Source organism: Sphingomonas ginsenosidivorax, from assembly GCF_007995065.1.
In the GTDB taxonomy this organism is placed as follows: Bacteria; Pseudomonadota; Alphaproteobacteria; order Sphingomonadales; family Sphingomonadaceae; genus Sphingomonas; species Sphingomonas ginsenosidivorax.
Genome location: NZ_VOQR01000001.1, coordinates 380,340 through 404,449, shown reverse-complemented (window position 1 = coordinate 404,449; position 24,110 = coordinate 380,340). Strand labels below are relative to the sequence as shown.

Annotated in this window: 27 protein-coding genes; 13 read left to right on the top strand and 14 right to left on the bottom strand. The window is 67.5% G+C overall.

Features of this window, described 5'->3' with window-relative positions; genetic code table 11:
* The first annotated feature begins 50 nt into the window (after nt 1-50).
* The 3 genes from FSB78_RS01780 to FSB78_RS01770 all read left to right on the top strand — a co-directional run bounded on the left by FSB78_RS01780 (nt 51) and on the right by FSB78_RS01770 (nt 3,434).
* Nucleotides 51-1,502, top strand: coding sequence for a hypothetical protein (locus FSB78_RS01780; protein WP_242007924.1), 1,452 nt, complete (start codon nt 51-53; stop codon nt 1,500-1,502).
* A 166-nt stretch (nt 1,503-1,668) separates the two neighbouring features.
* The gene (locus tag FSB78_RS01775; RefSeq protein ID WP_147079456.1) at nt 1,669-2,979 is read left to right on the top strand and encodes an alkaline phosphatase family protein; all 1,311 of its coding nucleotides are present in this window, start codon (nt 1,669-1,671) and stop codon (nt 2,977-2,979) included.
* A gap of 11 nt (nt 2,980-2,990) precedes the next feature.
* The gene (locus FSB78_RS01770; protein WP_147079454.1) at nt 2,991-3,434 is read left to right on the top strand and encodes a MaoC family dehydratase; all 444 of its coding nucleotides are present in this window, start codon (nt 2,991-2,993) and stop codon (nt 3,432-3,434) included.
* A gap of 33 nt (nt 3,435-3,467) precedes the next feature.
* On the opposite strand, the gene FSB78_RS01765 is transcribed toward FSB78_RS01770, so the two are convergent.
* The 4 genes from FSB78_RS01765 to petA form a co-directional block, all read right to left on the bottom strand.
* On the bottom strand, nt 3,468-4,133 hold the full coding sequence (locus FSB78_RS01765) for a hypothetical protein (protein ID WP_147079452.1): 666 nt from the start codon (nt 4,131-4,133) through the stop codon (nt 3,468-3,470).
* 284 nt (nt 4,134-4,417) lie between these two features.
* The gene (locus FSB78_RS01760; protein WP_147079450.1) at nt 4,418-5,260 is read right to left on the bottom strand and encodes a cytochrome c1; all 843 of its coding nucleotides are present in this window, start codon (nt 5,258-5,260) and stop codon (nt 4,418-4,420) included.
* Between the two features lie 21 nt (nt 5,261-5,281).
* The gene (locus tag FSB78_RS01755; RefSeq protein WP_147079448.1) at nt 5,282-6,580 is read right to left on the bottom strand and encodes a cytochrome b; all 1,299 of its coding nucleotides are present in this window, start codon (nt 6,578-6,580) and stop codon (nt 5,282-5,284) included.
* Between the two features lie 10 nt (nt 6,581-6,590).
* Complete coding sequence (petA, locus tag FSB78_RS01750; RefSeq protein WP_147079446.1) at nt 6,591-7,190, bottom strand: ubiquinol-cytochrome c reductase iron-sulfur subunit; 600 nt, start codon at nt 7,188-7,190, stop codon at nt 6,591-6,593.
* Between the two features lie 172 nt (nt 7,191-7,362).
* Here petA and FSB78_RS01745 point away from each other — a divergent pair, with 172 nt between their 5' ends.
* The 3 genes from FSB78_RS01745 (at nt 7,363) to FSB78_RS01735 (ending at nt 9,398) form a co-directional block, all read left to right on the top strand.
* Nucleotides 7,363-7,815 (top strand): tRNA (cytidine(34)-2'-O)-methyltransferase, encoded by a 453-nt coding sequence (locus tag FSB78_RS01745; protein WP_147079444.1) that lies wholly within the window; start codon nt 7,363-7,365, stop codon nt 7,813-7,815.
* Between the two features lie 142 nt (nt 7,816-7,957).
* Entirely contained in the window at nt 7,958-8,800 is an 843-nt protein-coding gene (hemF, locus tag FSB78_RS01740) for an oxygen-dependent coproporphyrinogen oxidase (protein WP_147079442.1), read from the top strand.
* A 4-nt stretch (nt 8,801-8,804) separates the two neighbouring features.
* Complete coding sequence (locus tag FSB78_RS01735) at nt 8,805-9,398, top strand: GNAT family N-acetyltransferase (protein WP_147079440.1); 594 nt, start codon at nt 8,805-8,807, stop codon at nt 9,396-9,398.
* Here the strand turns inward: FSB78_RS01735 and FSB78_RS01730 are convergent.
* Entirely contained in the window at nt 9,377-10,129 is a 753-nt protein-coding gene (locus FSB78_RS01730) for a hypothetical protein (RefSeq protein WP_147079438.1), read from the bottom strand. The genes FSB78_RS01735 and FSB78_RS01730 overlap by 22 nt on opposite strands.
* Nucleotides 10,126-10,944 (bottom strand): hypothetical protein, encoded by an 819-nt coding sequence (locus FSB78_RS01725; protein WP_147079436.1) that lies wholly within the window; start codon nt 10,942-10,944, stop codon nt 10,126-10,128. Before FSB78_RS01725 ends, FSB78_RS01730 begins: the two co-directional genes overlap by 4 nt.
* 61 nt (nt 10,945-11,005) lie before the next feature.
* On the opposite strand from FSB78_RS01725, the gene lipB reads away from it, so the two are divergent.
* From lipB to FSB78_RS01710, 3 genes are all read left to right on the top strand, one after another.
* Nucleotides 11,006-11,731 carry a lipoyl(octanoyl) transferase LipB gene (gene lipB / locus FSB78_RS01720; RefSeq protein WP_147083946.1) on the top strand — a complete coding sequence of 242 codons (726 nt, stop codon included), beginning with the start codon at nt 11,006-11,008 and terminating at the stop codon, nt 11,729-11,731.
* A gap of 90 nt (nt 11,732-11,821) precedes the next feature.
* On the top strand, nt 11,822-12,079 hold the full coding sequence (locus tag FSB78_RS01715; protein ID WP_147079434.1) for a hypothetical protein: 258 nt from the start codon (nt 11,822-11,824) through the stop codon (nt 12,077-12,079).
* Between the two features lie 266 nt (nt 12,080-12,345).
* Nucleotides 12,346-13,044 carry a hypothetical protein gene (locus tag FSB78_RS01710; RefSeq protein ID WP_147079432.1) on the top strand — a complete coding sequence of 233 codons (699 nt, stop codon included), beginning with the start codon at nt 12,346-12,348 and terminating at the stop codon, nt 13,042-13,044.
* Nucleotides 13,045-13,154: 110 nt separating this feature from the next.
* Here FSB78_RS01710 and queE read toward each other — a convergent pair whose 3' ends face one another.
* The 8 genes from queE to parE all read right to left on the bottom strand — a co-directional run bounded on the left by queE (nt 13,155) and on the right by parE (nt 20,729).
* On the bottom strand, nt 13,155-13,787 hold the full coding sequence (gene queE / locus FSB78_RS01705; protein WP_147079430.1) for a 7-carboxy-7-deazaguanine synthase: 633 nt from the start codon (nt 13,785-13,787) through the stop codon (nt 13,155-13,157).
* A complete protein-coding gene (gene queC, locus FSB78_RS01700; protein ID WP_147079427.1) occupies nt 13,784-14,509 on the bottom strand; it encodes a 7-cyano-7-deazaguanine synthase QueC in 726 nt (241 codons plus the stop codon). The genes queE and queC overlap by 4 nt, the downstream gene beginning before the upstream one ends.
* A gap of 250 nt (nt 14,510-14,759) precedes the next feature.
* Nucleotides 14,760-15,671 carry an Hsp33 family molecular chaperone HslO gene (hslO, locus tag FSB78_RS01695; protein ID WP_147079425.1) on the bottom strand — a complete coding sequence of 304 codons (912 nt, stop codon included), beginning with the start codon at nt 15,669-15,671 and terminating at the stop codon, nt 14,760-14,762.
* 144 nt (nt 15,672-15,815) lie between these two features.
* Entirely contained in the window at nt 15,816-16,733 is a 918-nt protein-coding gene (gene argF, locus FSB78_RS01690; protein ID WP_147079423.1) for an ornithine carbamoyltransferase, read from the bottom strand.
* Nucleotides 16,734-16,888: 155 nt separating this feature from the next.
* Nucleotides 16,889-18,079, bottom strand: a complete 1,191-nt coding sequence (locus tag FSB78_RS01685) for an aspartate aminotransferase family protein (protein WP_147079421.1) — start codon at nt 18,077-18,079, stop codon at nt 16,889-16,891.
* A 107-nt stretch (nt 18,080-18,186) separates the two neighbouring features.
* Nucleotides 18,187-18,447 (bottom strand): BrnA antitoxin family protein, encoded by a 261-nt coding sequence (locus tag FSB78_RS01680; RefSeq protein ID WP_147079419.1) that lies wholly within the window; start codon nt 18,445-18,447, stop codon nt 18,187-18,189.
* Entirely contained in the window at nt 18,440-18,697 is a 258-nt protein-coding gene (locus FSB78_RS01675) for a BrnT family toxin (protein WP_147079417.1), read from the bottom strand. Before FSB78_RS01675 ends, FSB78_RS01680 begins: the two co-directional genes overlap by 8 nt.
* A gap of 37 nt (nt 18,698-18,734) precedes the next feature.
* Entirely contained in the window at nt 18,735-20,729 is a 1,995-nt protein-coding gene (parE, locus tag FSB78_RS01670) for a DNA topoisomerase IV subunit B (protein ID WP_147079415.1), read from the bottom strand.
* Between the two features lie 185 nt (nt 20,730-20,914).
* Here parE and FSB78_RS01665 point away from each other — a divergent pair, with 185 nt between their 5' ends.
* The 4 genes from FSB78_RS01665 to FSB78_RS01650 all read left to right on the top strand — a co-directional run bounded on the left by FSB78_RS01665 (nt 20,915) and on the right by FSB78_RS01650 (nt 24,057).
* A complete protein-coding gene (locus tag FSB78_RS01665; protein WP_147079413.1) occupies nt 20,915-21,757 on the top strand; it encodes an outer membrane protein in 843 nt (280 codons plus the stop codon).
* Nucleotides 21,758-22,150: 393 nt separating this feature from the next.
* Nucleotides 22,151-22,846, top strand: a complete 696-nt coding sequence (locus tag FSB78_RS01660) for a glutathione binding-like protein (protein ID WP_147079411.1) — start codon at nt 22,151-22,153, stop codon at nt 22,844-22,846.
* Nucleotides 22,846-23,616, top strand: a complete 771-nt coding sequence (locus tag FSB78_RS01655) for a thioesterase family protein (RefSeq protein WP_147079409.1) — start codon at nt 22,846-22,848, stop codon at nt 23,614-23,616. The genes FSB78_RS01660 and FSB78_RS01655 overlap by 1 nt, the downstream gene beginning before the upstream one ends.
* Before the next feature lie 120 nt (nt 23,617-23,736).
* Complete coding sequence (locus tag FSB78_RS01650) at nt 23,737-24,057, top strand: EF-hand domain-containing protein (protein WP_199743096.1); 321 nt, start codon at nt 23,737-23,739, stop codon at nt 24,055-24,057.
* The last annotated feature ends 53 nt before the right edge of the window (nt 24,058-24,110 follow it).

Below are 24,110 nucleotides of genomic sequence, written 5' to 3'. Positions count from 1 at the left end.
TCGCGCAGGGCATCCGCCCTGTCGTTCCTGCCTTTCACCGGAGTGTCCCGATGTACCGACCTATTCTGCTCGCCGGCGTTGCCGCGAGCCTGTTGCCGCATGCCGCCATGGCCCAGACGGCCGCCGCCCCCTCCGGCATGATTCCCGGCATGACCATGCCGATGGATCATTCCCAAATGGACCATTCCAAGATGGACCATTTGAAGATGGGTCATGCCGTAAAGGACCAGCCAAAGTCCGACCGCATCATGCCCGACCCCGTGACACCGCCCGCGGCGCATCACGACATGTCGGCCATGCCAGACATGCCCGGCACGGGCCAGATGACCGGCATGGCCGACATGCCGGCGATGACGATGGGCATGGGCGGCACATCGTACCAGATGGGCAGCGGCACTGCGCGATTGCCCGCCGCTGAAGGCATGATGCGCGGCAAGATGATCCATGCCGGGGACTGGATGCTGATGGCGCATGGCTATGCGTGGGGCGTCTATACCGATCAGGGCGGGCCGCGCGGGAGCGACAAGGCGTTCGTCGCGTCGATGGCGATGCTGATGGCCGACCGCGACCTGGGCGAGCGCTTGCATCTGCAGCTGCGCGGGATGGGCAGCCTGGAGCCGGCAATGGGCGCGCGCGGCTATCCCAACCTGTTCGCGACCGGCGAGGTCGCGAACGGCCGGCCGCTGGTCGATCGCCAGCATCCGCACGACCTGTTCATGGAGCTGTCCGCGCGACTCGACTACCGGATCGGCGACGGCAGCGTGTTCGTCTATGCCGCCCCGGTCGGCGAACCCGCGCTGGGGCCGAGCGCGTTCATGCACCGCGGATCGGCGCGCTATCAGCCGCTGTCGCCGATCACGCATCACTGGTTCGATTCCACCCACATCACCTATGGCGTGGTGACCGCGGGATACCAGACCGGCGCGTTCCAGCTCGAGGGATCGGCGTTCAAGGGCCGCGAGCCCGACGAGCATCGCTGGGGAATCGAGAGCCCCAAGCTCGATTCCTGGAGCGTCCGGGGTACATGGACGCCGACCGCGAACGTAGCGGTGCAGCTGAGCCACGGCCGGCTGGAGAGCCCCGAGGAGAGCCATCCCGGCGAGGACGAGAACCGCACCACCGCGAGTCTGCAATATGCGCGCGGCGGCGTGACGACGACCTTTGCCTATGCGCTGAAGGACCGCGCGCCGGGGCCGGCGCTGAGCGCGTTCCTGGCCGAGGCGACGTGGGAGATCGACCGGCATCATGCGATCTTCGGCCGGGTCGAGAATGTCGCGAACGACGAACTCTTCCCCGACCATGACGACCCGCTGCACGACCGGAAATTCCGGGTGACGAAGGCGGAGGCCGGGTATGCCTATCGCATTCCCATCTTGGGGCCGTTCGGCGTCGCGCTGGGGGGTACGGTCGCGGCGTATGACAAGCCCGCGGCGCTCGACGCGGCCTATGGCAAGGCGCCGGTGTCCTGGTCGCTGTTCACCAAGTTTGCGCTCGGGTTGTGAGCCCTATCGTCTTCCCGGGCTTGTCCCGGGATCCAGGGTTCCGGGCGGCAGCGTTCGTTACCCTGGATCCCGGGACGAGCCCGGGATGACGGAGTAGGATGCTACTGCCTTTCACTTGTCATCGCCGCGGTTTAGGGGGCGGCTTCGGTACTGAGGTGAGGCGGGTATGCGTAGAGTCGTCGCGGCGTTGGCATTGCTTCTTGGCGGTTGCGCCTATCCCTATACCCCCCCTGCCCTCGCCCCGATCACGGCGCCCCCCAGCGCCGCGGCAAGCGGCACGATCTCTGCACCAGCAGCGACCCCCGGATCGCGTACGCCGGTGACGATCCTCGTCTCGATCGATGGGTTCCGCGCCGACTATCTCGAGCGCGGTGCGACGCCGAACCTGTCGCGGCTCGCCGCGGGCGGGGTGCAGGCGGCGATGCGGCCGTCCTTCCCGAGCGTCACCTTCCCCAACCACTGGACGCTCGTCACCGGCCTGCGCCCCGATCGCAGCGGGATCGTCGGCAACAGGATGGAGGATCCGCGCCGCCCGGACGAGCGCTTCACCATGGCCAGCGATGATCCGTTCTGGTGGAGCGAGAGCACGCCGATCTGGGTCGACGCCGAGCGTGCCGGGATCCGCACCGCGACGATGTTCTGGCCCGGCGCCAATGTCGCGGTCGGCGGCACACCGGTACCCAATTCGCACGGGCGGATCGACGGCGGCACGCGGCCCGAGGATTGGCAGCAGTTCAACCAGCAGGTCAGCGGCACGCAGCGCGTCAACGCGGTGATCGACTGGCTGCGGCGCCCGGCGGCGATCCGCCCGAAGCTGGTCACGCTGTATTTCGACGCGGTCGACATCGCCGGGCACGATTATGGTCCCGACAACGCGCGGACGACCGCGGCGGCGGCGGACGTCGATGCGAGCATCGGCCTGCTCGTGCGCGGGCTGGCGGACCTCGGGCAGCCGGCGAACCTCGTCATCGTCGCCGATCACGGCATGGCGGCGACGAGCAGCGCGCGCACGATCGCGCTCGATTCGATGCTCGACGCCAAGGACTATCATCTGGTCGACAGCGGCGCCTATGCGACGCTGCGCGCGACGCCGGGGCGCGAGGCGGTCGTCGAGAAGGCGTTGCTGCGTCGCCACGATCACCTGCAATGCTGGCGCAAGAGCGAGATCCCGGCGCGGTTCCATTATGGCCGCAACCCACGCGTGCCCGCCTATCTCTGCCTGGCGGATGTCGGCTGGCTGGTGCTGCAGAGCGCGCCAAGGGAACAGAAGCTCGGCGGCACGCACGGCTATGACAATATCGCGCCCGAGATGCGCGCGCTGTTCGTCGCCAACGGGCCGGCCTTCGCGCCGGGCAAGCAGATCGCGCCGTTCGACAATGTCGACGTGACGCCCCTGTTGCGCGACCTGATCGGGCTGCCGGCCGCGACGGGACTGGACGGCGACGATGCGCCGTTCAAGACTGTCCGCAGGCAGTGAGGAGCAAGGCGTTGCGCTATTTCGAGGATATCGCGGTCGGCGAGACGGCGTCGTTCGGCCACTATCCGGTGACCCGCGACGACGTCATCGCGTTCGCGCAGAAGTACGACCCGCAGCCGTTCCATCTGTCCGACGAAGCCGCCGCGGCGACGCATTTCGGGCGGCTCGCGGCAAGCGGCTGGCATACCGCGGCGATGACGATGGCGATGCTGGTCGAGCAAGGCACGGTCGATCCGCAGGCCAGTCTCGGCTCGCCAGGGATCGACGAACTGCGCTGGGTAAAGCCGGTCTATCCGGGCGACACGCTCCGCTGCGAGACCGAGATACTGGAGAAGCGCGCGTCCGCGTCGCGACCCGAGATGGGACTGTTCAAGAGCCGGGTGTCGGTATTCAACCAGGACGACGTGATGGTCATGACGTTCGTGTCGAACGTCATGATCGCCACGCGCCCCTGACCGGTCCCCCGTGAGGGGGGACCGGATGCGGTATTACCGCGAGGGACGACCGCCGCCGCCCCGGCCGCCACGATAGCCGCCGCCGCCACGGGGGCCGCCGCCGCGATAGCCCTGGCTCGCGCCGCTCGGGCGGTTGCCGCCATAGCTGCCGCGCACGGTCGGCTGGCCGCCCTGGAACGAGGGCCGCTGCCCCGCCTGCGCACCGTCGGGCCGGGGCCCCCGCTGTCCGCGATAGTCGCCGCGCGAACCGCCGCGGTTGCCGTAGTAATTGCCGGGAATACCGTCGCCGCGGCCGCCGCGAATGCCATCGCGGCCCCCACGATCGCCACGGTCGAAGCCTCCCCAGTTTCCGCCGTTCCCGCCGCCATTGCCGCGGTAACGCTGGCGACCCTGCCAATAGCGCTGCTGGTTGCCGTTCCAGCGATGCGGACGGCGATAGCGGTCGTACACGAAGCCGCCCGAGCCCGGATAATAATAGTCGCCGTACCAGCCGTAATAGGAGCCGAGGCCACCGTAACCGAGGCCGCCATAGCCGAGCCCGTCGCCATAGCCGGCGCCGTAATAGCTGCCGCCGCCATAATAGGGATCGCTGGCATAGCCGATCCCGGCGCCGCCATAGCCATAGCCGTCGGTACAAGCGCCGAGGCCGAGGCCCATGCCGACGGCGAGCGCCACGGCGCTGAAGCGAGTGAGGGTCATCGATAGTCTCCCGTACGATGGAGAGCGGACAAAACGCGCCGCCATTGATCGTAAAACGAGCGCGGTCTGTCGATGTTCCAATCGCACGGGAGTCGACGTCGAACCCGAAGAGCCTGCCGCGCCTGATACGTCCCCCGTCGTGCCGGAGCGGCGTCGAGCCGTCCGGTACCACAGGATGCGGCGATCACATCGCGGCGATCAAGCCGGACCCCAAACGCAAAACGCCGGGCACAGAGCCCGGCGTTTCGTTCGATCGGGAAAGCCCGGTCCAGCTACAGGTCGTCTCAGTGCTTCACGTCGCGCCAGACGTTGCGGTACGCGCCCCAAGCCAGCCCGCAGAAGATCAGGATGAACAGGATCGACGCGAACCCGGCGGCATGGCGTGCCTCGAGGTTCGGCTCGGCGGTCCAGGTCAGGAACGCCGACACGTCCGCGGACATCTGCTCGACGCTTGCCTTGGTGCCGTCGGCATAGGTCACCTGGCCGTCCGACGTCAGCGGCGGCGGCATCGCGATGTTGAGGTTCGCGAAATACGGGTTGTAGTGCAGCCCCTCGGGCGTCTTCGCATCGGGGAACGCCTTGAGCATCGCCGGCGACTGGGCGCGGTAGCCGGTCAGCAGCGAGTGGACATAGGCGGTGCCTTCCTCGCGGGCCTTGGTGATCAGCGACAGGTCGGGCGGCAGCGCGTTGTTGTTGGCGGCGCGGGCGGCGACCTCGTTGGCGAAGGGCGACGGGAAATGGTCGCTCGGGATGTTCTTGCGGGTCGCGGCCTCGCCGGTCTCCGGGTTGATCGTCGGCTGCTCGATCACCCACTGGTTGGCGATCGCCTTAACCTCGGGCTCGCTATAGCCGATCTTCTGCAGGTCGCGGAACGCGACGAGGCGCAGCGAGTGGCAGGCCGAGCAGACTTCCTTGTAGACCTGGAAGCCGCGCTGGACCTGGCGACGGTCGAACTTGCCGAACACGCCGTTCGACGCGAGCTCCAGCTCCTTGGGGTGGAGATGATAGACGCTCTCCGCGGTCGGCGCGACGGGGTCGGTGATGGCCCCCGACACGCTGCCGAAGAGCGCGATGCCCAGCACCAGCACGAACGCGGCGCCGACCAGGGATGCAATGAGACGAACCATGTGTGTGTCCTCGAGTTCGTATCAGTGCGCGGGCGCGGTGGAGAGCGCCGTCTTAGCCGGGCTCGTGCCGCCATGCTTGTTCAGCACCGCCTCGGTGATCGAGTTGGGCAACGGCGCCGGACGCTCGAGCCGCGAGATGATCGGCAGGATGATCAGGAAGTGCGCGAAATAATAGGCCGCGCAGATCTGGCTGAGGATCACGTAGAACGCCGTTGCCGGAGCCCCGCCGCAATAGCCGAGCACGAAGATGTCGACGACCAGCACCCAGAACGCGATCCGTGCCTTGGGCCGGAAATTGTTCGACCGCACCGGCGAGCTGTCCAGCCAGGGCAGGAAGAACAGCAGCAGGATCGACCCGAACATCGCGAGCACGCCCCACAGCTTCGCTGGCAGGATGAAGTCCGCGGTGAAGGCGCGCAGAATCGCGTAGAACGGCCAGAAATACCATTCGGGGACGATGTGCGCGGGCGTCGAGAGCGGGTTCGCCGGGATGTAGTTGTCCGGGTGGCCCAGATAGTTCGGGAAGAAGAACAGCAGCGACGCGAACACCAGCAGGAAGACGCCGAGCCCGAAGCCGTCCTTCGCGGTGTAATAGGGATGGAACGGGACGGTATCCTGTTCGCCCTTCACCTCGACGCCGGTCGGGTTGTTCGACCCCGGGATGTGCAGCGCCCAGATGTGCAGGACGATGACGCCCGCGATCACGAACGGCAGCAGATAGTGGAGCGAGAAGAAGCGGTTGAGCGCGGCGTCGTCGGGCGCGAACCCGCCGAGCAGCCACACCCGGATGGTCTCGCCGACCAGCGGGATCGCCGAGAAGAAGCCGGTGATGACCTGCGCGCCCCAGAAGCTCATCTGCCCCCAGGGGAGGACGTAGCCCATGAACGCGGTCGCCATCATCAGCAGGAAGATCGTGACGCCGAGCAGCCAGACCATCTCACGCGGCGCCTTGTACGAGCCGTAATAGAGCCCGCGGAAGATGTGCGTGTAGACGACGATGAAGAACATCGACGCGCCGTTCGCGTGCGCATAGCGCAGGAACCAGCCGGCGTTGACGTCGCGCATGATGTGTTCGACCGAGTCGAACGCGACCCCGCCATTCGCGGCGTAATGCATCGCCAGCACGATGCCGGTGATGATCTGGATCGCGAGCGCGGCCCCGGCGAGGACGCCGAAGTTCCAGAAGTAATTCAGGTTGCGCGGCACCGGATAGCCGGCGCCGACGGCGCTGTAGACCAGACGCGGAAGCGGGAGCTTCTCGTCCAGCCACCGCATCAGCGGGGCTTTCGGTTCGTACTGCTTGGCCCAGGGAAAGCTCATGGTCGTTTCCTCAGCCTACCGTGACGACGGTGTCGGAGTTGAAGGCGTAGTCGGGCACGTGCAGGTTGGTCGGCGCCGGGCCTTTGCGGATGCGCGCGGCGGTGTCGTAGGCCGACCCGTGGCACGGGCAGAAATAGCCGCCGAACGGCCCCTTGTTCTCGCCCTCGCCCGCGCCCAGCGGCACGCAGCCGAGGTGGGTGCAGACGCCCAGGGTGATCAGCCAGTTCTTCTTGCCCGCCTTGGTGCGCTCCTCGAGCGTCTGGGGGTCGCGCAGCGTCGAGATGTCGACGGCGTCGGCCTCCTGGATTTCCTTCGGCGTCAGGTTGCGCACGAACAGGGGCTGCTTGCGGAAGCTGGTCTTGATCGCCTGGCCGGGGAGGATCTTCGACAGGTCGATCTCGGTGGTCGCCTGCGCGAGCACGTCGGCGCTCGGGTTCATCTGGTTGACCAGCGGCAGCACGATCGCGACCGCGCCGACGCCTGCGAACGAGACGGCGGCGATGTTGATGAAGTCGCGACGGCGCGGGTCGTGCGAGTCGTCGAGCGTCGGCCGGGCCGCATCGAGTCCGGGCCCTGAGCCGGGGGGAACCATGTCGTCGACAGTCGCCATCAAGTCTCGCCCTTGCACCTAATTCTTATCGTGACATGCCACGCGCGTGATCGGGAATCCCTGCGCCGCCATGCCCAACCGTCCCCACGGAGGCTGGTGTCTGATAGACGGCGGCATCGCGTTTTGCCAACAGCATTTTGTTCCGGCGGGCGCTCGCGGTAGGGGAATGGCCATGCGCATCGCCCTGTACGAACCCGACATCGCCGCCAATGTCGGCGCCATCCTGCGGACCGCGACCTGCTTCGGGGTGCCGGTCGATCTGATCGAGCCGATGGGGTTTCCCTGGAGCCGCCAGGCGATGGCGCGCTCGGGCATGGACTATGCCGATGCGGCGCAGGTCGAGCGGCACGTCGACTGGGACGCGTTCGCCGGGAGCGCGCGAGGGCGCATCGTGCTGCTGACGACCAAGGGCGCGGTGCCGCTGTGGGACGCGGCGTTCCGCGAGGACGACGTGCTGCTGCTGGGGTCGGAGGGGCGCGGCGTGCCGGAGCATGTCCATGCGCGGGCGGACGTGCGCGTGGTGATCCCGATGCGGCCGGGGTTCCGGTCGCTGAACATCGGCGTGTCCGCGGCGATGGTGCTGGGCGAGGCGATGCGGCAGACGGGGTGGCAGATTACCTCATAATTGGCCGTCATCCCGGGCTCGTCCCGGGATCCAGGGTAACAGGCGCAACGATTGTGGCCCTGGATCCCGGGACAGGCCCGGGATGACGGGTGACCGCGTTAAGCCCTTCCCCGTACCCACGCCGGTTTGATACACCCCCGTCATGACCCCGCTCGATCCCCAGCAAGCCGCCGCCCGAACCTGGTTCGAATCGCTCCGCGACCGCATCTGCGCCGAGTTCGAGGCGATCGAGCGCGAGGCCGGGTCGGATGCGTCGTTCGACTACACGCCGTGGGACCGGATCGACCCGTCGGGCGCGCCCGGCGGCGGCGGGGTGCGCGGCGTGATGAAGGGCAAGGTGTTCGAGAAGGTCGGCGTCAACGTCTCGACCGTCGGCGGCACGTTCGAGGGCGAGTTCGCGAAATCGATCAACGGCGCGGGCGAGGATCCGCGCTTTTCCGCGACGGGGATCAGCCTGGTCGCGCACATGGCCAATCCGAACGTTCCCGCGGTGCACATGAACACCCGCTTCCTGACCACGACCAAGCGCTGGTTCGGCGGCGGGGCCGACCTCAACCCGCCGCTGCCGATCGCGGAGGATACCGACTATTTCCACGCGACGATGAAGGCGGCGTGCGACGCGCACGACCCGGGCTATTATCCGCGGTTCAAGGAGTGGGCGGACACCTATTTCTACATCCCGCACCGCAAGGTCCACCGCGGCGTCGGCGGCATCTTCTACGATCATCTCGACGGCGATTTCGACGCGGACTTCGCGCTGACCCGCGATGTCGGCGAGGCGTTCCTGACCGCCTATCCGACCATCGTGCGGCGGCGGATGGACATGCCGTTCGATGCAGCCGACATGGCCACGATGCTCGCCTGGCGCGGCCGCTATGCCGAGTTCAACCTGGTGTACGACCGCGGCACGTCGTTCGGGCTGCGCACCGGGGGCAATGTGGATGCGATCCTGATGAGCCTGCCGCCGGTCGCGACCTGGGCCTGAGCCGGTGGCGTTGATCCCGGTCGCGGACGACCAGCTGGCCACCATCGTCACGACGCTGGAGATGCGGCAGCGGCCGCCGCTCCGCCCGGTGCCGGCGTCGCGGTTCCGGCTGGTGCGCTGGGACCGGCCCGCGCTCGACCGGTACCGGGCGCTGTTCGCGCGCGTCGGGGCGCCGTGGCTGTGGTTTTCGCGGCTGACGATGACCGATGCGGCGCTCGCCGCGATCGTCCACGACGACGGCATCCTGGTCCATGCGGTGGTCGACGCCGCGGGGATCGAGATCGGCATGGTCGAACTCGATGTCCGTACGCCGGGGGTCTGCGAGATCTCGTATTTTGGGCTCGTCCCCGAGCTTGCCGGGCAGGGGCATGGGCGCTGGCTGATGGCCGAGACGCTGGCGCGCGCCTGGGGCAAGGGTATCGAGCGGGTGTGGCTGCATACCTGCACGCTCGACCACACGTCCGCGCTCGGCTTCTATCGCGCGCAGGGGTTCGCGGCGATCAGGCGGACGATCGAGACCTTCCCCGATCCGCGCGCGCTGGGCCTGCTGCCGATGGAATCGGCGCCGCAGATTCCTTATCTGGCGAGCCGCCGATAGGCGCTGACCGCGATCAGCGCCATCGCCAACCCCGCCGCCATCGCCGCCGCAGCAGCCCCCGCATCGACCAGCGCGAGTACCACCGGGTTCTCCTGCCCGCTGGTCCGCATCCAGCGGTCGACCAGCATGAACGGCTGCCCGATCAGCCACCCGCTGATATAGCTGAACGCCGCCAGCCCCATCAGCGGCAGACCCGACCCGCGTGTCAAAGTAAGGCTGCGGCGGATCGCGGCGAATGCGCCGATCGGCGCCTCGGCGAACAGCGCCGGGCCGGTCAGCATGGTGCGGCCGAGGATGTAGAGGCCGGGGATCGCATAGAGCAGCAACCCGGCACCCGCCGGGAGCGACACCAAGATCATCGCCAGCAGATACCGCGGGAACTGCGCCGCCGACCGCTTTATCGCGCCGGCGACGTCGAGCCCCTGCCGCCCCGCCTGCCCGTCGAGATAGAGCGCGTAGAACAGCGACGTCCCGAAAAAGCTGATCGCATAGGCGAGCCCGTACCAGCCGCCGTTCGTGCTGGCCCAAGCGGTGACCTGGTCTGCCCAGGCCAGCGCCTGCGCCTCGCCGCCCCCGGCGCCGTCGGGCGGCATCGGCGGATCGGGGACGACCAGTGCGAGCGCGAACGCGGGCAGGAACAGGAACGGCGCGGCGGTGCGCAGCAACAGGTCGCGGTCGCGCTTGAACAGCGCCCAGGCGTCGGTCAGGACGGTCGCGAAGTCGAGTTTCATTCGGATGTCGGTGTCCCAGCGGTCGCGACGTAGAGCTGGGCAGTGAAGACCGCGGCGAGCGCCGAGAAGCCGGTCGTGACGAGCGTCCCGGCGACGTCGGCGAGGAATGCGGCGAGCCCCTTGCCGCTCGCACCCAGCACCAAGCGGAAGATCACGCCGGTGACCGCCTGCGCCGCGGCGGTCGCGACGACGAGGACGATCGCGAACAGCACGACGACGCCGATGATCCGCCAGGTCAGGCCGCGCGTCAGCGCGAACGACCGCCGGATAGCGCCGACCCCGAGGCGTTCGTTAAGGATCACCGCGTTGAGCAGCGCGAGCCGCGCCACGGCCCAGATCACGAACAGCCCGTAGACGAGGAAATAGAGCGAGACGAACACCGCGGTGCCGGCCGATGGCGGCGTCATCGTCGCAGCGCCGCGCGACGCGGCCGCGAAGTCGAACCCCGACAGCACCAGCCCGATCATCGGCGGCAATGCCGCAAGCCCGGCGATCAGCCCGAGCAGCATCGTGATCCCGAACGCCGGCCCCAGCCGCGCCCGCCCCTGGTGCGCCGCGTCCGCGCGCATGGTCGAGGGGTGCGTCGCGACCGCGATGATCGCGAGCTGCGCCCAGATCATCGCCAGCAAGGCTATCATGCTCAGCGTCAGGCCGATCAGCGCGAAGCCGATCGTTCCCGGCGTGCCGGCCGCGACATAGGCGTCGCGCATCACCGAGGGCAGGAACAGCCCGAGCAGCGCAAAACTGCCGATCATCCCGGTCCGGCCGTTCAGGACCTCGACCGTACGATCCCAGACGTTCCCCATCTTTACCATGCGCCACGTTCCCCGGTTGCCGACGGTCGCGGGGTTAGCCGAAGCCTCGCCGCTTGACCACATGGTTGCAACCGCGCGCGGGGATGCGCAATTGAGGACGGTGACGCAGTCCCACCCCCCCCTTCCCGACACTGTCGAATGGCGCGTCAGCGCCGGCCTGACCCCCTATGCCGCCGCGCTGGCCGAGATGGAGGCGCGCGCGGCCGCGGTCACCGACGGGTCGGCGGGCGAACTCGTCTGGCTGCTCGAACATCCCCCCGTCTACACCGCAGGGACCAGCGCTGATCCGGTCGACCTGATCGACGCGCGCTTCCCGGTGATCGCGACCGGGCGCGGCGGGAAGTACACCTATCACGGCCCCGGCCAGCGGATCGGCTATGTCGTGTTCGACCTGACCAAGCGCGGGCGCGACGTGCGCCACTATGTCCATACGCTGGAGGCGTGGGTGATCGCGGCGCTGGGCGAGATCGGGGTCGAGGCGTTCGCGATTCCCGGGCGTGTCGGCATCTGGACGCTCGACCACCGCAATTTCGGGGGCCGCGAGGCGAAGATCGGCGCGATCGGCGTCCGCGTGCGGCGCTGGGTCACGCTGCACGGCTTTGCGGTCAACGTCGCGCCCGACCTGTCCCATTTCGGCGGGATCGTCCCCTGCGGGCTGCCGGACCCGGTTACCAGCCTGAAAGCGCTGGGCATTTCGACCAATCTTGCAACCTTCGACGCCGCCTTGGCGTTGACGGCGGGAGCATTCGCTGAAACACTTTCTTTGGCGTCCGAAAACGGCGCTTGAGACCAAGGCGTTATCGGATTAATGTCCACTGTGATTTGGGTATTAAGGTCAATCAGGCCCTACCAGATCCTCTATCTAGGGAGCTTCCACATGCGCGCAATTTCCAAGGTTCTGACCGGTTCGATGATCGCTGCCGCAGCACTCGCTGTTTCGGCTTGCGGTCCGAAGACCGAGACGACCACCGACAACACGATGGTCACCGACATGAACGCCACCGAGGGCATGGACACCATGACCGACAACATGACCGCCGTCGACGGCGCGTCGAACGGTGGCATGATGGCCAACGACACGATGATGGCGAACGACACGATGATGTCGAACGACACCACGACCAACGCGATGTAATTTTTCCGGTTTCGGAAAAACTACGACGTGAAGGGCCGTCCGGGCAACCGGGCGGCCCTTTCGCGTTGGGGTTCTTCGCACGGGCGATCCGTCCCAGCGGCGACCCTCCATGGCAGCGCCGATCGTTTCGGCTGCGACTGAAATGCGCGTTGCGGGGGGTGCGTACCGGCTTCCACCAGACGGCGATCTTGGTTAAATGGCGTTGGGAACGGGCGCAAAACGCGGTAGTTTCCCGCGCTTGGGATTGCCCCCGGGGAGGTTTCAAAATGAAGGTGTTGCGTATCGCGCTCGCGGTCTGTGCCGGGTCGGGCGCGTTGGCCCTCGGCACTCCTGCGTCCGCGCAGTTCTTCATGCAGTCGCATGATTTCTCGGCCGCCGCGGTCAACGGGACCGAAGAGGGCCTGGGCCAGGCGATGCCGGGCGCTACCGCCGCCGAGCAGCGCGCCGCCTTGGTGTGGCACATGCGCGCGGCGCTGAACGTCGCTGCGCTGCAATGCCAGTTCGAGCCGACGCTGCTGACCGTCGACAATTACAACGGCACGATCGCCGACCATGCGGTCGAGCTGAAGGGCGCGTTCGACACGCTCGGCAAATATTTCACGCGGATCAACAAGACCCCCAAGGCCGGCCAGACCGCGCTCGACCAGTTCGGCACGCGGACCTATTCGAGCTTCGCGACGGTCGCCGCGCAGTTCGGCTTCTGCCAGACCGCGGCCTCGATCGGCCGCGACGCATTGTTTACGCCGCGCGGCAGCTTCGGCGACCTTGCGCTGGCGCGTTCGCGCGAGCTGCGGAACAGCCTGGTTCCCTGGGGCGAGCAGCGTTTCCCGCGCTATATCGGCCGCGACACCACCGCGAAACCGCGGCTCGACCCGATCTGCTGGAACAAGAAGGGCGAATGGGTCGAGAAGAAGTGCGGCGCACAGAACTGGCCGCCCGCCGGCGTCGGCATCGCGCAGCGCTGAGCGTCGCTTAAATCCACGGTCATCCCGGGCTCGTCCCGGGATCCAGGGTTACGGAACGCAGCGCTTGGGGCTCTGGATGCCGGGACGAGCCCGGCATGACGGGGTCGGGATCAGCGCAAGCCGAGCAGTTTGTGCGTCTGCAGCGACAGCCGCCACGCCGGGCGCTGCATTACCATCGCCACACACGCCTCGCGGTTCGCGTCCGCGCGCGGATCGTCGAGCGGCTGCAGCAGGCGGTGCGCGAAGTCCCAGGTCTCGATATCGGCGATGTCGGTCCCCGGCTGCGGCCAGACCAGCTTCAGTTCGTCGCCGGTCCGTTGCACGACGACGCTGCCCGCCTTGGGACTGACGCAGACCCAGTCGATCCCGGGATGCGCGGCGATCGTCCCGTTGCTCTCCATCGCGATCGAGAAGCCGCGCGCGTGCAGCGCGTCGACGACCGCGTCGTCGATCTGCAGCATCGGCTCGCCCCCGGTCAGCACGACGAAGCGGTCCGCCGCCCCCTCGCCCCAGAATCCCTCGACCGCCGCCGCCAGCGCGTCCGCATCGGCAAACTTGCCGCCGCCCAGCCCATCGGTGCCGACGAAGTCCGTGTCGCAGAATCGGCACACCGCGGTGGCGCGGTCCTGCTCGCGCCCCGACCAGAGGTTGCAGCCGGCGAAGCGCACGAACACCGCCCGGCGACCGGCGTTGACGCCCTCGCCCTGCAGCGTCAGGAACATCTCCTTGACGGCGTAGCTCATGACCCTTCGGTGATCGCCGAAACGCCCGGGACCGTCGCGTAGATCGTCGGATCGGCGATGCCGGCGTCCTCGAACCCTTTCGAGCGCAGCCGGCAGCTGTCGCACTGCCCGCAATGCACGCCGCCGGGCGCCGGATCGTAGCACGACCAGCTCATCCCCATGTCGAGCCCGAGGCGCGTGCCTTCGCGGACGATGTCGGCCTTGGTCATGTGCTGCAGCGGCGCGCGGATGCGGAAGGGTTCGCCCTCGACCCCGGCCTTGGTCGCGAGCTCGGCGAGCCCCTCGAACGCCTGGATGAATTCGGGGCGGCAATCGGGATAGCCCGAATAATCGAGCGCGTTGACGCCGATGAACAGGTCGCGCGCACCCGCCGCCTCGGCCCAGCCGAGCGCGAGGCTGAGAAAGATGGTATTGCGCGCGGGGACGTAGGTAACGGGAATGCCGCCGCCGTCCTCGGTCCCGACGCCGTCCTTGGGCACGGCGATGTCCGCGGTCAGCGCGGAGCCGCCGAACGCGGAGAGGTCGAGCGGCAGGACGATATGGCGCTCGGCGCCGAGCGCGTCGGCGATCCGGCGCGCGGCGGCGAGCTCGACGCGGTGGCGCTGGTTATAGTCGACCGACAGCGCGAGCAGCCGATATCCGGCTTCGCGCGCGGCGGCGGCGGATACCATCGAGTCCAGCCCGCCGGAGACCAGCGCGACCGCAATTGGGGAGGATGTCATAATGCGCCACGCGCTAGGCCTTCGGCGGACAAAAAGAAAGGGCCGCTCCTGCGAGCGGCCCCAGGTTGGCGCTTGCAGCGCCTAAAGGGAGAAACGTGCTGAAGTAAAAGAAGCACCCGGGTGGCTTAGCGCGGAAGGTATGAAGATCGCGTTAAGGGTGCGTCTCGTGTCACCAACGTTCCGTCACCCCAGCGCAGGCTGGGGTGACGAAGGGGCTGACGAAAGGGGACGCGGCGACGCCCTCCTCGCATCACACCACCGCTTCGGCCGCCACCGGAAACTTCCGCGCGCAGAACGCGCAGTCGACGACGATCATCCCGGCCTCGTCCGCCATCTCGCGGCGTTCCTCGACCGGAAACTTCGACAGCACACCGGCGATATAGTCGGCGTCGCAGCGGCAGCCACGGACGATCGGGATGTCGGCATGGATGCGGACGTCAGTCTCCTCGTTGAACAGCCGCCAGATCACCGTCTCGAGCGGCAGTTCGGGATCGGTCAGCTCGTCGGCGGCGATCGTCCCGCCGAGGATCGCTACATGCTCCCATTCGGGATGGTCGAGCTTGGTGTGCAGCCGCTCGCGGCCATCCTCGCCTTCGGGGAGATGCTGGAGGAACAGCCCGCCCGCGACGCAGGCGCCGTCCGGCCCCTTGCGCATCGCGACGCGGATCAGCGTCGGGATCTGTTCGGACTGGAGGAAATAGCTCTGCGCGGCCTCGGCCAGCGTCTCGCCGTCGAGCGGCACGATGCCCTGATAGCGTTCGCCGGTCGTCGCGAGGTCGAAGGTGATGGCCAGATAGCCCTGGCCGAACAGCGCGAACAGGCTCGGCTGCGCGGGCGCCTCGGCCAGCTTCTCGGCGTCGTATTCGACATAGCCGCGCACCTCGCCGCCGCGATAGTCGCAGACCAGCAGCTGGACGACACCGGTCTCGGTGCGGGTCTGCATCGTCAGCTGGCCGCTGGCGTCCTTGAGCGTCGCGCCGATCAGCGCGGCGAGCGTCAGCGCCTCGGCGAGCAGCGCCTCGATCGCGGGGGGATAGGCGTGCGCCGAGAGCACGCGGTCGAGCGTCGGCCCGAGGCGGACGATACGGCCGCGGGCGTTGCGCTCGGGGATCGCGAACGCGAGTGCGCGATCGAGGTCGGTGGTGTTGGGGTCGGTGGTCATCCGAGCAAAGATGGGGAGTGGCTAGTGTTGGTCAACCGCGCCCGTCCCAACCATCACCGTGAACGCGTTTCAAGGTCCATCTCTCCACAGGCGTTGTCGCTCGTGGAGAGGTGGATGCTGAAACGAGTTCAGCATGGCGGGTGGCTAGCCGATCTGCCCGAAGCACCAGCGCAGCACCGACTTCTGCGCGTGGAGCCGGTTCTCCGCTTCCGCCCAGATCAGCGACTGCGGGCCGTCGATCACCTCCGTCGACACTTCCTCGCCCCGGTGCGCGGGGAGACAGTGGAGGAACTTCGCGTCGGGCTTGGCGTCCGCCATCAACGCAGAAGTGACCTGGTATGGGGTCAGCGCCTTGAGCTTGGTCTCGGCATTCGCCTGCCCCATGGAGATCCAGGTGTCGGTGACGACGATGTCCGCGCCCTCGACCGCCTCGCGCGGATCCGACACGACGCGTGCACGGCCCGACGCGCGGACGATCGCCTCCTCCTCGGGCTGGAACCCCTGCGGGCAGGCTGCGACGACGTCGAACTGCATCAGCCCGGCGGCCTCGACGATCGAGGCGAGCACGTTGTTGCCGTCGCCGAGCCACGCGACCTTGAGCCCAGGCAGCGCCTTGCCGCTCTCGAGGATCGTCAGCAGGTCGGCCATGATCTGGCACGGGTGCGACGCGTCGGTCAGGCCGTTGATGACCGGGACGCTCGCATAATGCGCCATCTCCTCGACCTTGGCGTGATCGTCGGTGCGGATCATGATCGCGTCGATATAGGAGGACAGCACGCGCGCGGTATCGGCGATGCTCTCACCGCGGCCGAGCTGCATCGAGCCCGACTCCGCGACGATCGAGGTGCCGCCGAGCTGGCGGATCGCCATGTCGAAGCTGAACCGCGTGCGCGTCGAATTCTTCTCGAAGATCATCGCGAGCGTGTGCCCGGCGAGCGGCGCGTCGCTGTCGGCGCGGCCCTTCGGGAAGCCGGCGCGCGCGGCCTTGCGGTCGAGCGCATCGGCCAGCATCGCGGCGATGCCGTCGGCGCCGGCGTCGGTAAGATTCAGGAAATGGCGCATTGGTCGTTCCCCAATATCCCTCTCCCTGTGGGAGAGGGAGGGAGCCGCGGAGCGGCGGAAGGGTGAGGACAGGGTTCGGACAATGCTGCCCTCACCCTTCCCACTGCCTGCGGCAGCGGGCCCCTTCCCTCTCCCAAAGGGAGAGGGAGATCAGGTCAGTCGTCGCTCGCCGGCACGTACACACGCGCCGCCGCCGACAGCTTCTCGATGCACTCGGCGATGTGGCTCTCGTCGATCACCAGCGGCGGCAGGATGCGGACGACGTTCTCGCCCGCCGACACGAGCAGCAGGTTGTGCTCGTCGCGCGCGAACGCCACGAACGCGCGGCTGTCGCTCTTGAGCTTGAGCCCGAGCATCAGCCCGGTGCCGCGGACGCTGTCGAACAGGTGATCGTGATTGGGGATCATCTGTTCGAGCCCCTGCCGCAGCCGGTCCCCCATCTTGGTGACATTCTCGAGGAAGCCGTCCGCGAGCATCACGTCGAGCACCGCCTCGCCCGCCGCCATCGCGAGCGGGTTGCCGCCATAGGTCGAACCGTGCGTGCCTGCGACCATGCCCTTGGCGGCTTCCTCGGTCGCGAGGCATGCGCCGAGCGGGAAGCCGCCGCCGATCCCCTTGGCCACCGCCATGATGTCGGGCGTGATGCCGTAGAGTTCGTGCGCGAAGAACTTGCCGGTCCGGCCATAGCCGCACTGGACCTCGTCGAGCACGAGCAGCAAGCCATGCTCGTCGCATGCCTTGCGCAGCCCCTGCAGGAACTCCGGCGTCGCCTGACGGATGCCGCCCTCGCCCTGGATCGGCTCGACCAGGAAGCCGGCCGTGTTGTCGTCGATCAGCCCGAGCGCGCCTTCGAGGTCGTTGAACGTCGCATAGGTGAAGCCCGGCAGCAGCGGCTCGAACCCGTCGCGCATCTTGGACTGGTTGGTCGCCGAGATCGTGCCGAGCGTCCGGCCGTGGAACGCGGTGTCGAAGGTGATCAGCGTGTTGCGCTGCGGATTGCCGTTCGCGAAATGATAGCGGCGCGCGGTCTTGATCGCGCACTCCACGGCTTCCGCCCCCGAATTGGTGAAGAACACCGTGTCGGCAAACGTGTTGTCCGCCAGCCGCTGCGCGAGATGCTCGCCCTGCGGACTGCCGTACAGGTTCGACACGTGCATCAGCGTCGCAGCCTGATCGGCGATCGCCTTGACCAGCACGGGGTGGCCGTGGCCAAGCGCGTTGACCGCGATGCCGCTGGCGAAATCGAGAAACTGCTGGCCGTCCTCACCGAAGAGGTACGCACCCTCGCCTCGGACCGGACGCACCCCACACCGCGGGTAGACGGGCATGAGCGGGGTGATGGTCACGAGGCGCTTCCTTTACGAAACGAGAAGGGCGGCCCCGATGGACCGCCCGGAAGGCCTAATACGGGCGCGCAGGGAGACGCGTCAACCATCACCGCAATGCTGCGGCGTCACACCTTGGCCTGTCGCAGCGCCTCGTTCATCCGCGACTGCCAGCCGGGGCCGGTGGACCTGAACTTGTCGAGGACGTCGGGATCGAGGCGGAGCGTTACCGCCTTCTTGGTCGGCGCCGTTTGCGGCCCGCGGCGGCGGACCAGCAGCGCGGCGACTTCGGGAGGCAGGACCTCGGATGCGGGGCGGGCTTCGGCGATCATCTCATCGGTCCATTCCGGATTCTCGTCATAATCCGGCGGCAGCGGTTCCTTACTCATAGCGCCTCATCTCCTTCTCATGCGCTCGACGGAAGCTGATGACGCGCGTCACGGTGCCAACGACCGTGAAGACGACGCAATATCCGCGTCCGCCGATCCGGCCTCTCGCCAACAGCCTGACCTCGCCATAGTCATGCCGGTCGTCGACATAGATGTTCGGATCGGTATCGAACCCGCGAAAATCGGCGAGCGACAGGCCGTGCTTGGCGATGTTCGCCGCGTCCTTCGCAGGATCGAACGTAAGGTCCATCTAAGCTCTCCCACTCAGATTGTCAATACGATTTACCTCATGCGTCGATCGCGTCCTCGTCCATCCGGCCGGCATTTTCCTGGATGAAGGCGAAGCGGTGCGCGGGGTTGTTGCCCATCAGACGGTCGACCAGGTCCTTCACCCCTGCCCGCTCCTCATATTCCTGCGGCAGCGTGATGCGCAGCATGCCGCGCGTCGCGGGATCCATCGTCGTCTCGCGCAGCTGCATCGGGTTCATCTCGCCGAGACCCTTGAAGCGCGCGACGTCGACCTTCTTGCCCTTGAACGCGGTCCGCTCCAGCTCGGCGCGGTGCGCATCGTCTCGCGCGTACAGGCTCTTGGTGCCGGCGGTCAGGCGGTAGAGCGGCGGCTGTGCGAGATACAGATGCCCGCGGCGGACGAGATCGGGCATCTCCTGGAAGAAGAACGTCATCAGCAGCGTCGCGATATGCGCGCCGTCGACGTCTGCGTCGGTCATGATCACCACGCGCTCGTAGCGCAGCGTTTCGACCGTGCAGTCCTTCCGCGTCCCGCAGCCGAGCGCCAGCGTCAGGTCGGCGATCTCCTGGTTCGCGAAGATCTTTGCGCTGGTCGCCGAGGCGACGTTCAGGATCTTGCCGCGGATCGGCAGGATCGCCTGGGTCTTGCGGTCGCGCGCCTGTTTCGCCGAGCCGCCGGCCGAATCGCCCTCGACGATGAACAGCTCGGTGCCCTCGGGCGAGTTCGCCGAACAGTCGGTCAGCTTGCCCGGCAGCCGGAGTTTACGCGCGGAGGTCGCGGTCTTGCGCTTGACGTCGCGCTCCTGCTTGCGGCGCAACCGCTCGTCCATCCGCTCGAGCACATAGTTGAGCAGCGCCTTGCCGCGCTCCATGTTGTGGCTGAGGAAATGGTCGAAATGGTCGCGCATTGCCTTGTCGACGAGCGCGGCGGCCTCGGGGCTGGTCAGCCGGTCCTTGGTCTGGCTCTGGAACTGCGGCTCCCGGATGAACACCGACAGCATCAGCTCGCTGCCGACCATCACGTCGTCCGCCGTAATGTCCTTGGCCTTCTTCTGCCCGACCAGGTCGCCGAACGCGCGCATGCCGCGCACCAACGCCTGGCGCAGTCCCTGTTCATGCGTGCCACCATCGGGCGTCGGGATTGTGTTGCAGTACCAGCTGTACGATCCGTCGCTCCACAGCGGCCAGGCGACCGCCCATTCGACACGGCCCTGGTCCTCACCCGGGAACGCCTGCGACCCGGCGAAGAACTCCGCGGTCGCGCATTCGCGGCCGGCGATCTGGTCGCGCAGATGGTCGGCAAGACCGCCGGGGAACTGGAACACCGCGTCGGCCGGCGTGTCGTCGGCGAGCAGTTCGGGTGCGCATTTCCAGCGGATCTCGACGCCCGCGAACAGATACGCCTTCGACCGCGCGAGCTTGTAGAGTCGCGCCGGCTTGAAGGCCAGCTCGGGGCCGAAGATCTCGGTATCGGGCGTGAACGCGACGCTGGTGCCGCGGCGGTTGGGCGTCGGTCCCAACGCCTCGATCGGCCCCAGCGTGATCCCGCGCGCGAAGCGCTGGCGATAGAGCTGGCGGTCGCGCGCGACCTCGACCACCGTATCCGACGACAGCGCGTTGACGACGCTGATGCCGACGCCGTGCAGGCCGCCGCTGGTCGCATAGGCCTTGCCCGCGAACTTGCCGCCCGAATGCAGCGTCGACAGGATGACCTCGAGCGCGGACTTGCCGGGAAATTTCGGATGCGGGTCGACCGGGATGCCGCGGCCATTGTCGACGATCGTCAGCCGGTTGCCGGGTTCGAGGTGAATCTCGATCCGCGTCGCATGTCCCGCGACGGCTTCGTCCATCGCGTTGTCGAGCACTTCGGCGGCGAGATGGTGGAGCGCGCGTTCGTCGGTGCCGCCGACATACATGCCCGGCCGGCGGCGAACCGGTTCGAGCCCCTCCAGCACCTCGATCGACGAGGCGTCGTAGGCGGGGGCGGATTTTGCGCCGGGCGCGGTGGATGCCGCGAAAAGATCGTCTGCCATGTGCCGTCGATATAGGGCGCCGCGCGCGACAAAGCCAAGCGCGCCGACAGCGCCGCCGGATCCCGCAGACCTTGATCTGTGTTGCGACAAAGCCACACCCATGAACAACTTGTCATGAACGGGATATTTTCGCGCGGGAATGACGTTACTGGAGCGACACGCAACCAAGATAAGGGGAATTATCGATGAGCAAGATTTTGTTCGCCGGCCTGATCGGCGCTGCCGCACTCGCAGCAACGCCGGCATTCGCGCAGGAAACCACCGCGGACGCACCGTTCAGCGGCCTGTACGCCGGCGGTTCGTTCGGCTTTGACGTCCAGCCGAACGACGTTGGCGAGAACATCAAGTTCGACCGCGACCTGAACGGCAGCTTCGGCGACACGATCTCGACTGCGACCGCAGCAAACGCCTTCTCGCCCGGCTTCTGCAACGGCGCCGCGACCAGCAACACCGCCCCCGCAGCCGGCGGCCGTGGTTGCAACAACGATCGCAACGACATCGCCTATTACGGTCGCCTCGGCTTCGACGCACAGCGCGGCAACATCGTCGTCGGCGTCGTCGGCGAGTTCGGCAAGTCCGAGATCAAGGACAGCGTCAGCGCCTTCTCGACCACGCCCGCCTTCTACACCATGTCGCGCGAGCTGAACTGGGAAGCATCGATCCGCGGCCGCGTCGGCTACGCGGTCGACACCACGCTGTTCTACGGCGCGTTCGGCCCTGGCTATGCCAGCATCGACAACAGCTTCACGACCGGCAACACCGCCAACACGTTCACCTCGAACGGCAACAAGAAGCAGTGGGGCATCACCGGCGGCGGTGGCGTCGAGCAGAAGATCGGCAAGAACTTCTCGATCGGCATGGAATACATGTTCCATCGCTACGAGGACAACGACTACCGCGTCCGCGCATCGGGCGGCCCGGCTGGTGGTCCCTTCACGCGCGGCAACGCGGCAGGCACCGACTTCCGTCGCGGCTTCGACTATTTCCGCTGGCACAGCATCCGCGGCGTCGCAGCGTTCCGCTTCTGATGCGCAGAGACTGTTCGGCGCGAGCGCGCCGAGCAGTCTCGAGCACGGCCGGCGCTGCACAGCAGCGACCGACGACGCGGCTTCGCCGCGGCGCGACGTAAAAAAGGGCGCGGCTTCCACACCGGAAGCCGCGCCCTTTTTTGTCTGCCGTCCAACCCAACGATAGAAAATCAAAAACCCGGTCTGCTGGAAGGACGGCGGAAGGTACGTTGCCGTCCTTCCGCCTTATCCCCTCTCCAAGCCTTGGCCGCTTCGGCGCCCTGTGCGTCCTCGAAGCGAAACTGAATATCGGGTACGGCGCTGCCAATGGCACGGATCGCGCCGGAATGCAAAGCCTGTTGTACGCGGCGCGCCGCCACACCATCTGCCGCGCACCCACCGAGGAGCTCCGGAATGATCGACCTGCATTACTGGCCCACGCCGAACGGCCACAAGATCACGATGATGCTGGAGGAAACCGGGCTCGATTACACGATCCGCCCGGTCGACATCGGCAAGGGCGAGCAGTTCGCGCCCGAGTTCCTGAAGATCGCGCCGAACAACCGGATGCCCGCGATCGTCGACCATGACCCTGCCGTCGGCAACGCGCCGATTACCGTGTTCGAATCGGGCGCGATCCTGCTGTACCTCGCCGGGAAGACCGGGCGGTTCGGCGGCGATTCGCTTCGCGAGCGCACCGAGGTGAACCAGTGGCTGATGTGGCAGATGGGGGGCTTGGGGCCGATGCTGGGCCAGAACCATCATTTCAACATCTACGCGCCCGAAAAGATTCCCTACGCGATGGACCGCTACGTCAAGGAGACGAACCGGCTGTACGGCGTGCTCGACCGGCGGCTGACGGACCGCGCATTCGTGGCGGGCGCCTATTCGGTCGCCGACATGGCGGCCTATCCGTGGATCGTGCCGCACGAGGCGCAGGGCCAGACGCTCGCCGACTTCCCGAACGTGAAGCGCTGGTTCGAGACGATCGCCAAACGCCCCGCGACGATCACCGCCTATGAGAAGGGCAAGGCGATCAACGATTCGCGCACGCCGATGACCGACGAGCAGAAAAAGATGCTGTTCGGACAGACGGCCGCGACGCGGTGATGACGACCCTCAAGCAGGCGATCGACGCGCTGGTTCCGATCGAGGGCGGCTGGCGCGGGTCGGTGCCCGAGACCTGGCTGCAGGGGCGCACCGCCTATGGCGGCTTCTCGGCCGCGCTCGCGCTGCATGCGGCGCAGGTGTCGGACGTCGACCTGCCGCCGCTGCGATCGGCGCAGGTGTCGTTCATCGGGCCGCTGTCTGGCGACATTGCGATCCGCGCGACCAGGCTCAGGCGCGGGCGCAACGCGGCGTTCGTGCAGGTCGATGTCGAGAGCGACGCGGGCCTCGGGCTGCGCGCGACGTTCGTGTTCATGGGGCCGGTCGAGTCGCGGCTCGATCATCACGTCGGAGCGGCGCCCGAATTTCCGGTCCCCGGCCCCGAGACGACGACCTACCGCGGTACTGCGGCTGTGCCGTTCACGCAGAATTTCGAATTCGTCGACCAGCGCGACGGACCGAAATCGGAATGGTTGCGCTGGGTACGGCTTGCCGAGCGCGACGGGCTGGACCCGATGGTCGAGCTGATGTGCATCGCCGACTGCCTGCCCCCGGCCGCGCTCAAGCTGATCGGCGCGGTCGTGCCGATCAGTTCGATGACGTGGCTGTTCAATGTGCTGGGGTCGCAGCCGCTGACGCGCGACGGCTGGTGGCTGCTGCGCGCGACGACCGACTATGCGCGCGAGGGGAGTTCGAGCCAGCAGATGGCGATCTGGAACGCGGACGGCGTGGGCGTCGGCGAGCAAATGCAGAGCGTCGCGGTCTTCGGATGAGCATCCGACATGATTTGCGACAATTGCCACGTCGACCGGCACATCTACGCGACAGGGTGCGGCCATAGCGGCACCATCGCACCGGGGATCGTGCCCCGGGGCCAAGCCAAGGATGCTATCATGAGGAAGGTCATCGTCTCGCTCGCGCTCGGCGCCAGCGTGTTTACCGCCACCGCTGCCGGCGCGCAGGACGGTCCGCCGCGCGGCCCCGGTGCCGCGATGATGCGCGCCGACGCCAATGGCGACGGTATCGTCACGCGCGCCGAGGCGCTGGCCGAGGCCGGCGTGCGGTTCGACCGCATGGATGCGAACCGCGACGGCAAGATCGACCAGGCCGAACTGACAGCGATGGCGGAAATGCGACGTGCGCGGCGCGGCGACATGGGCCCTGCCCGACAGCCGGCGCCGGCCCCCACCCCCGCCCCCGCGCAGGTCAAGTGAACCGAGCGCCGGGCGCGATGCCGTCCGGCGCTTCCCCCGGGGCCCGGTCATGC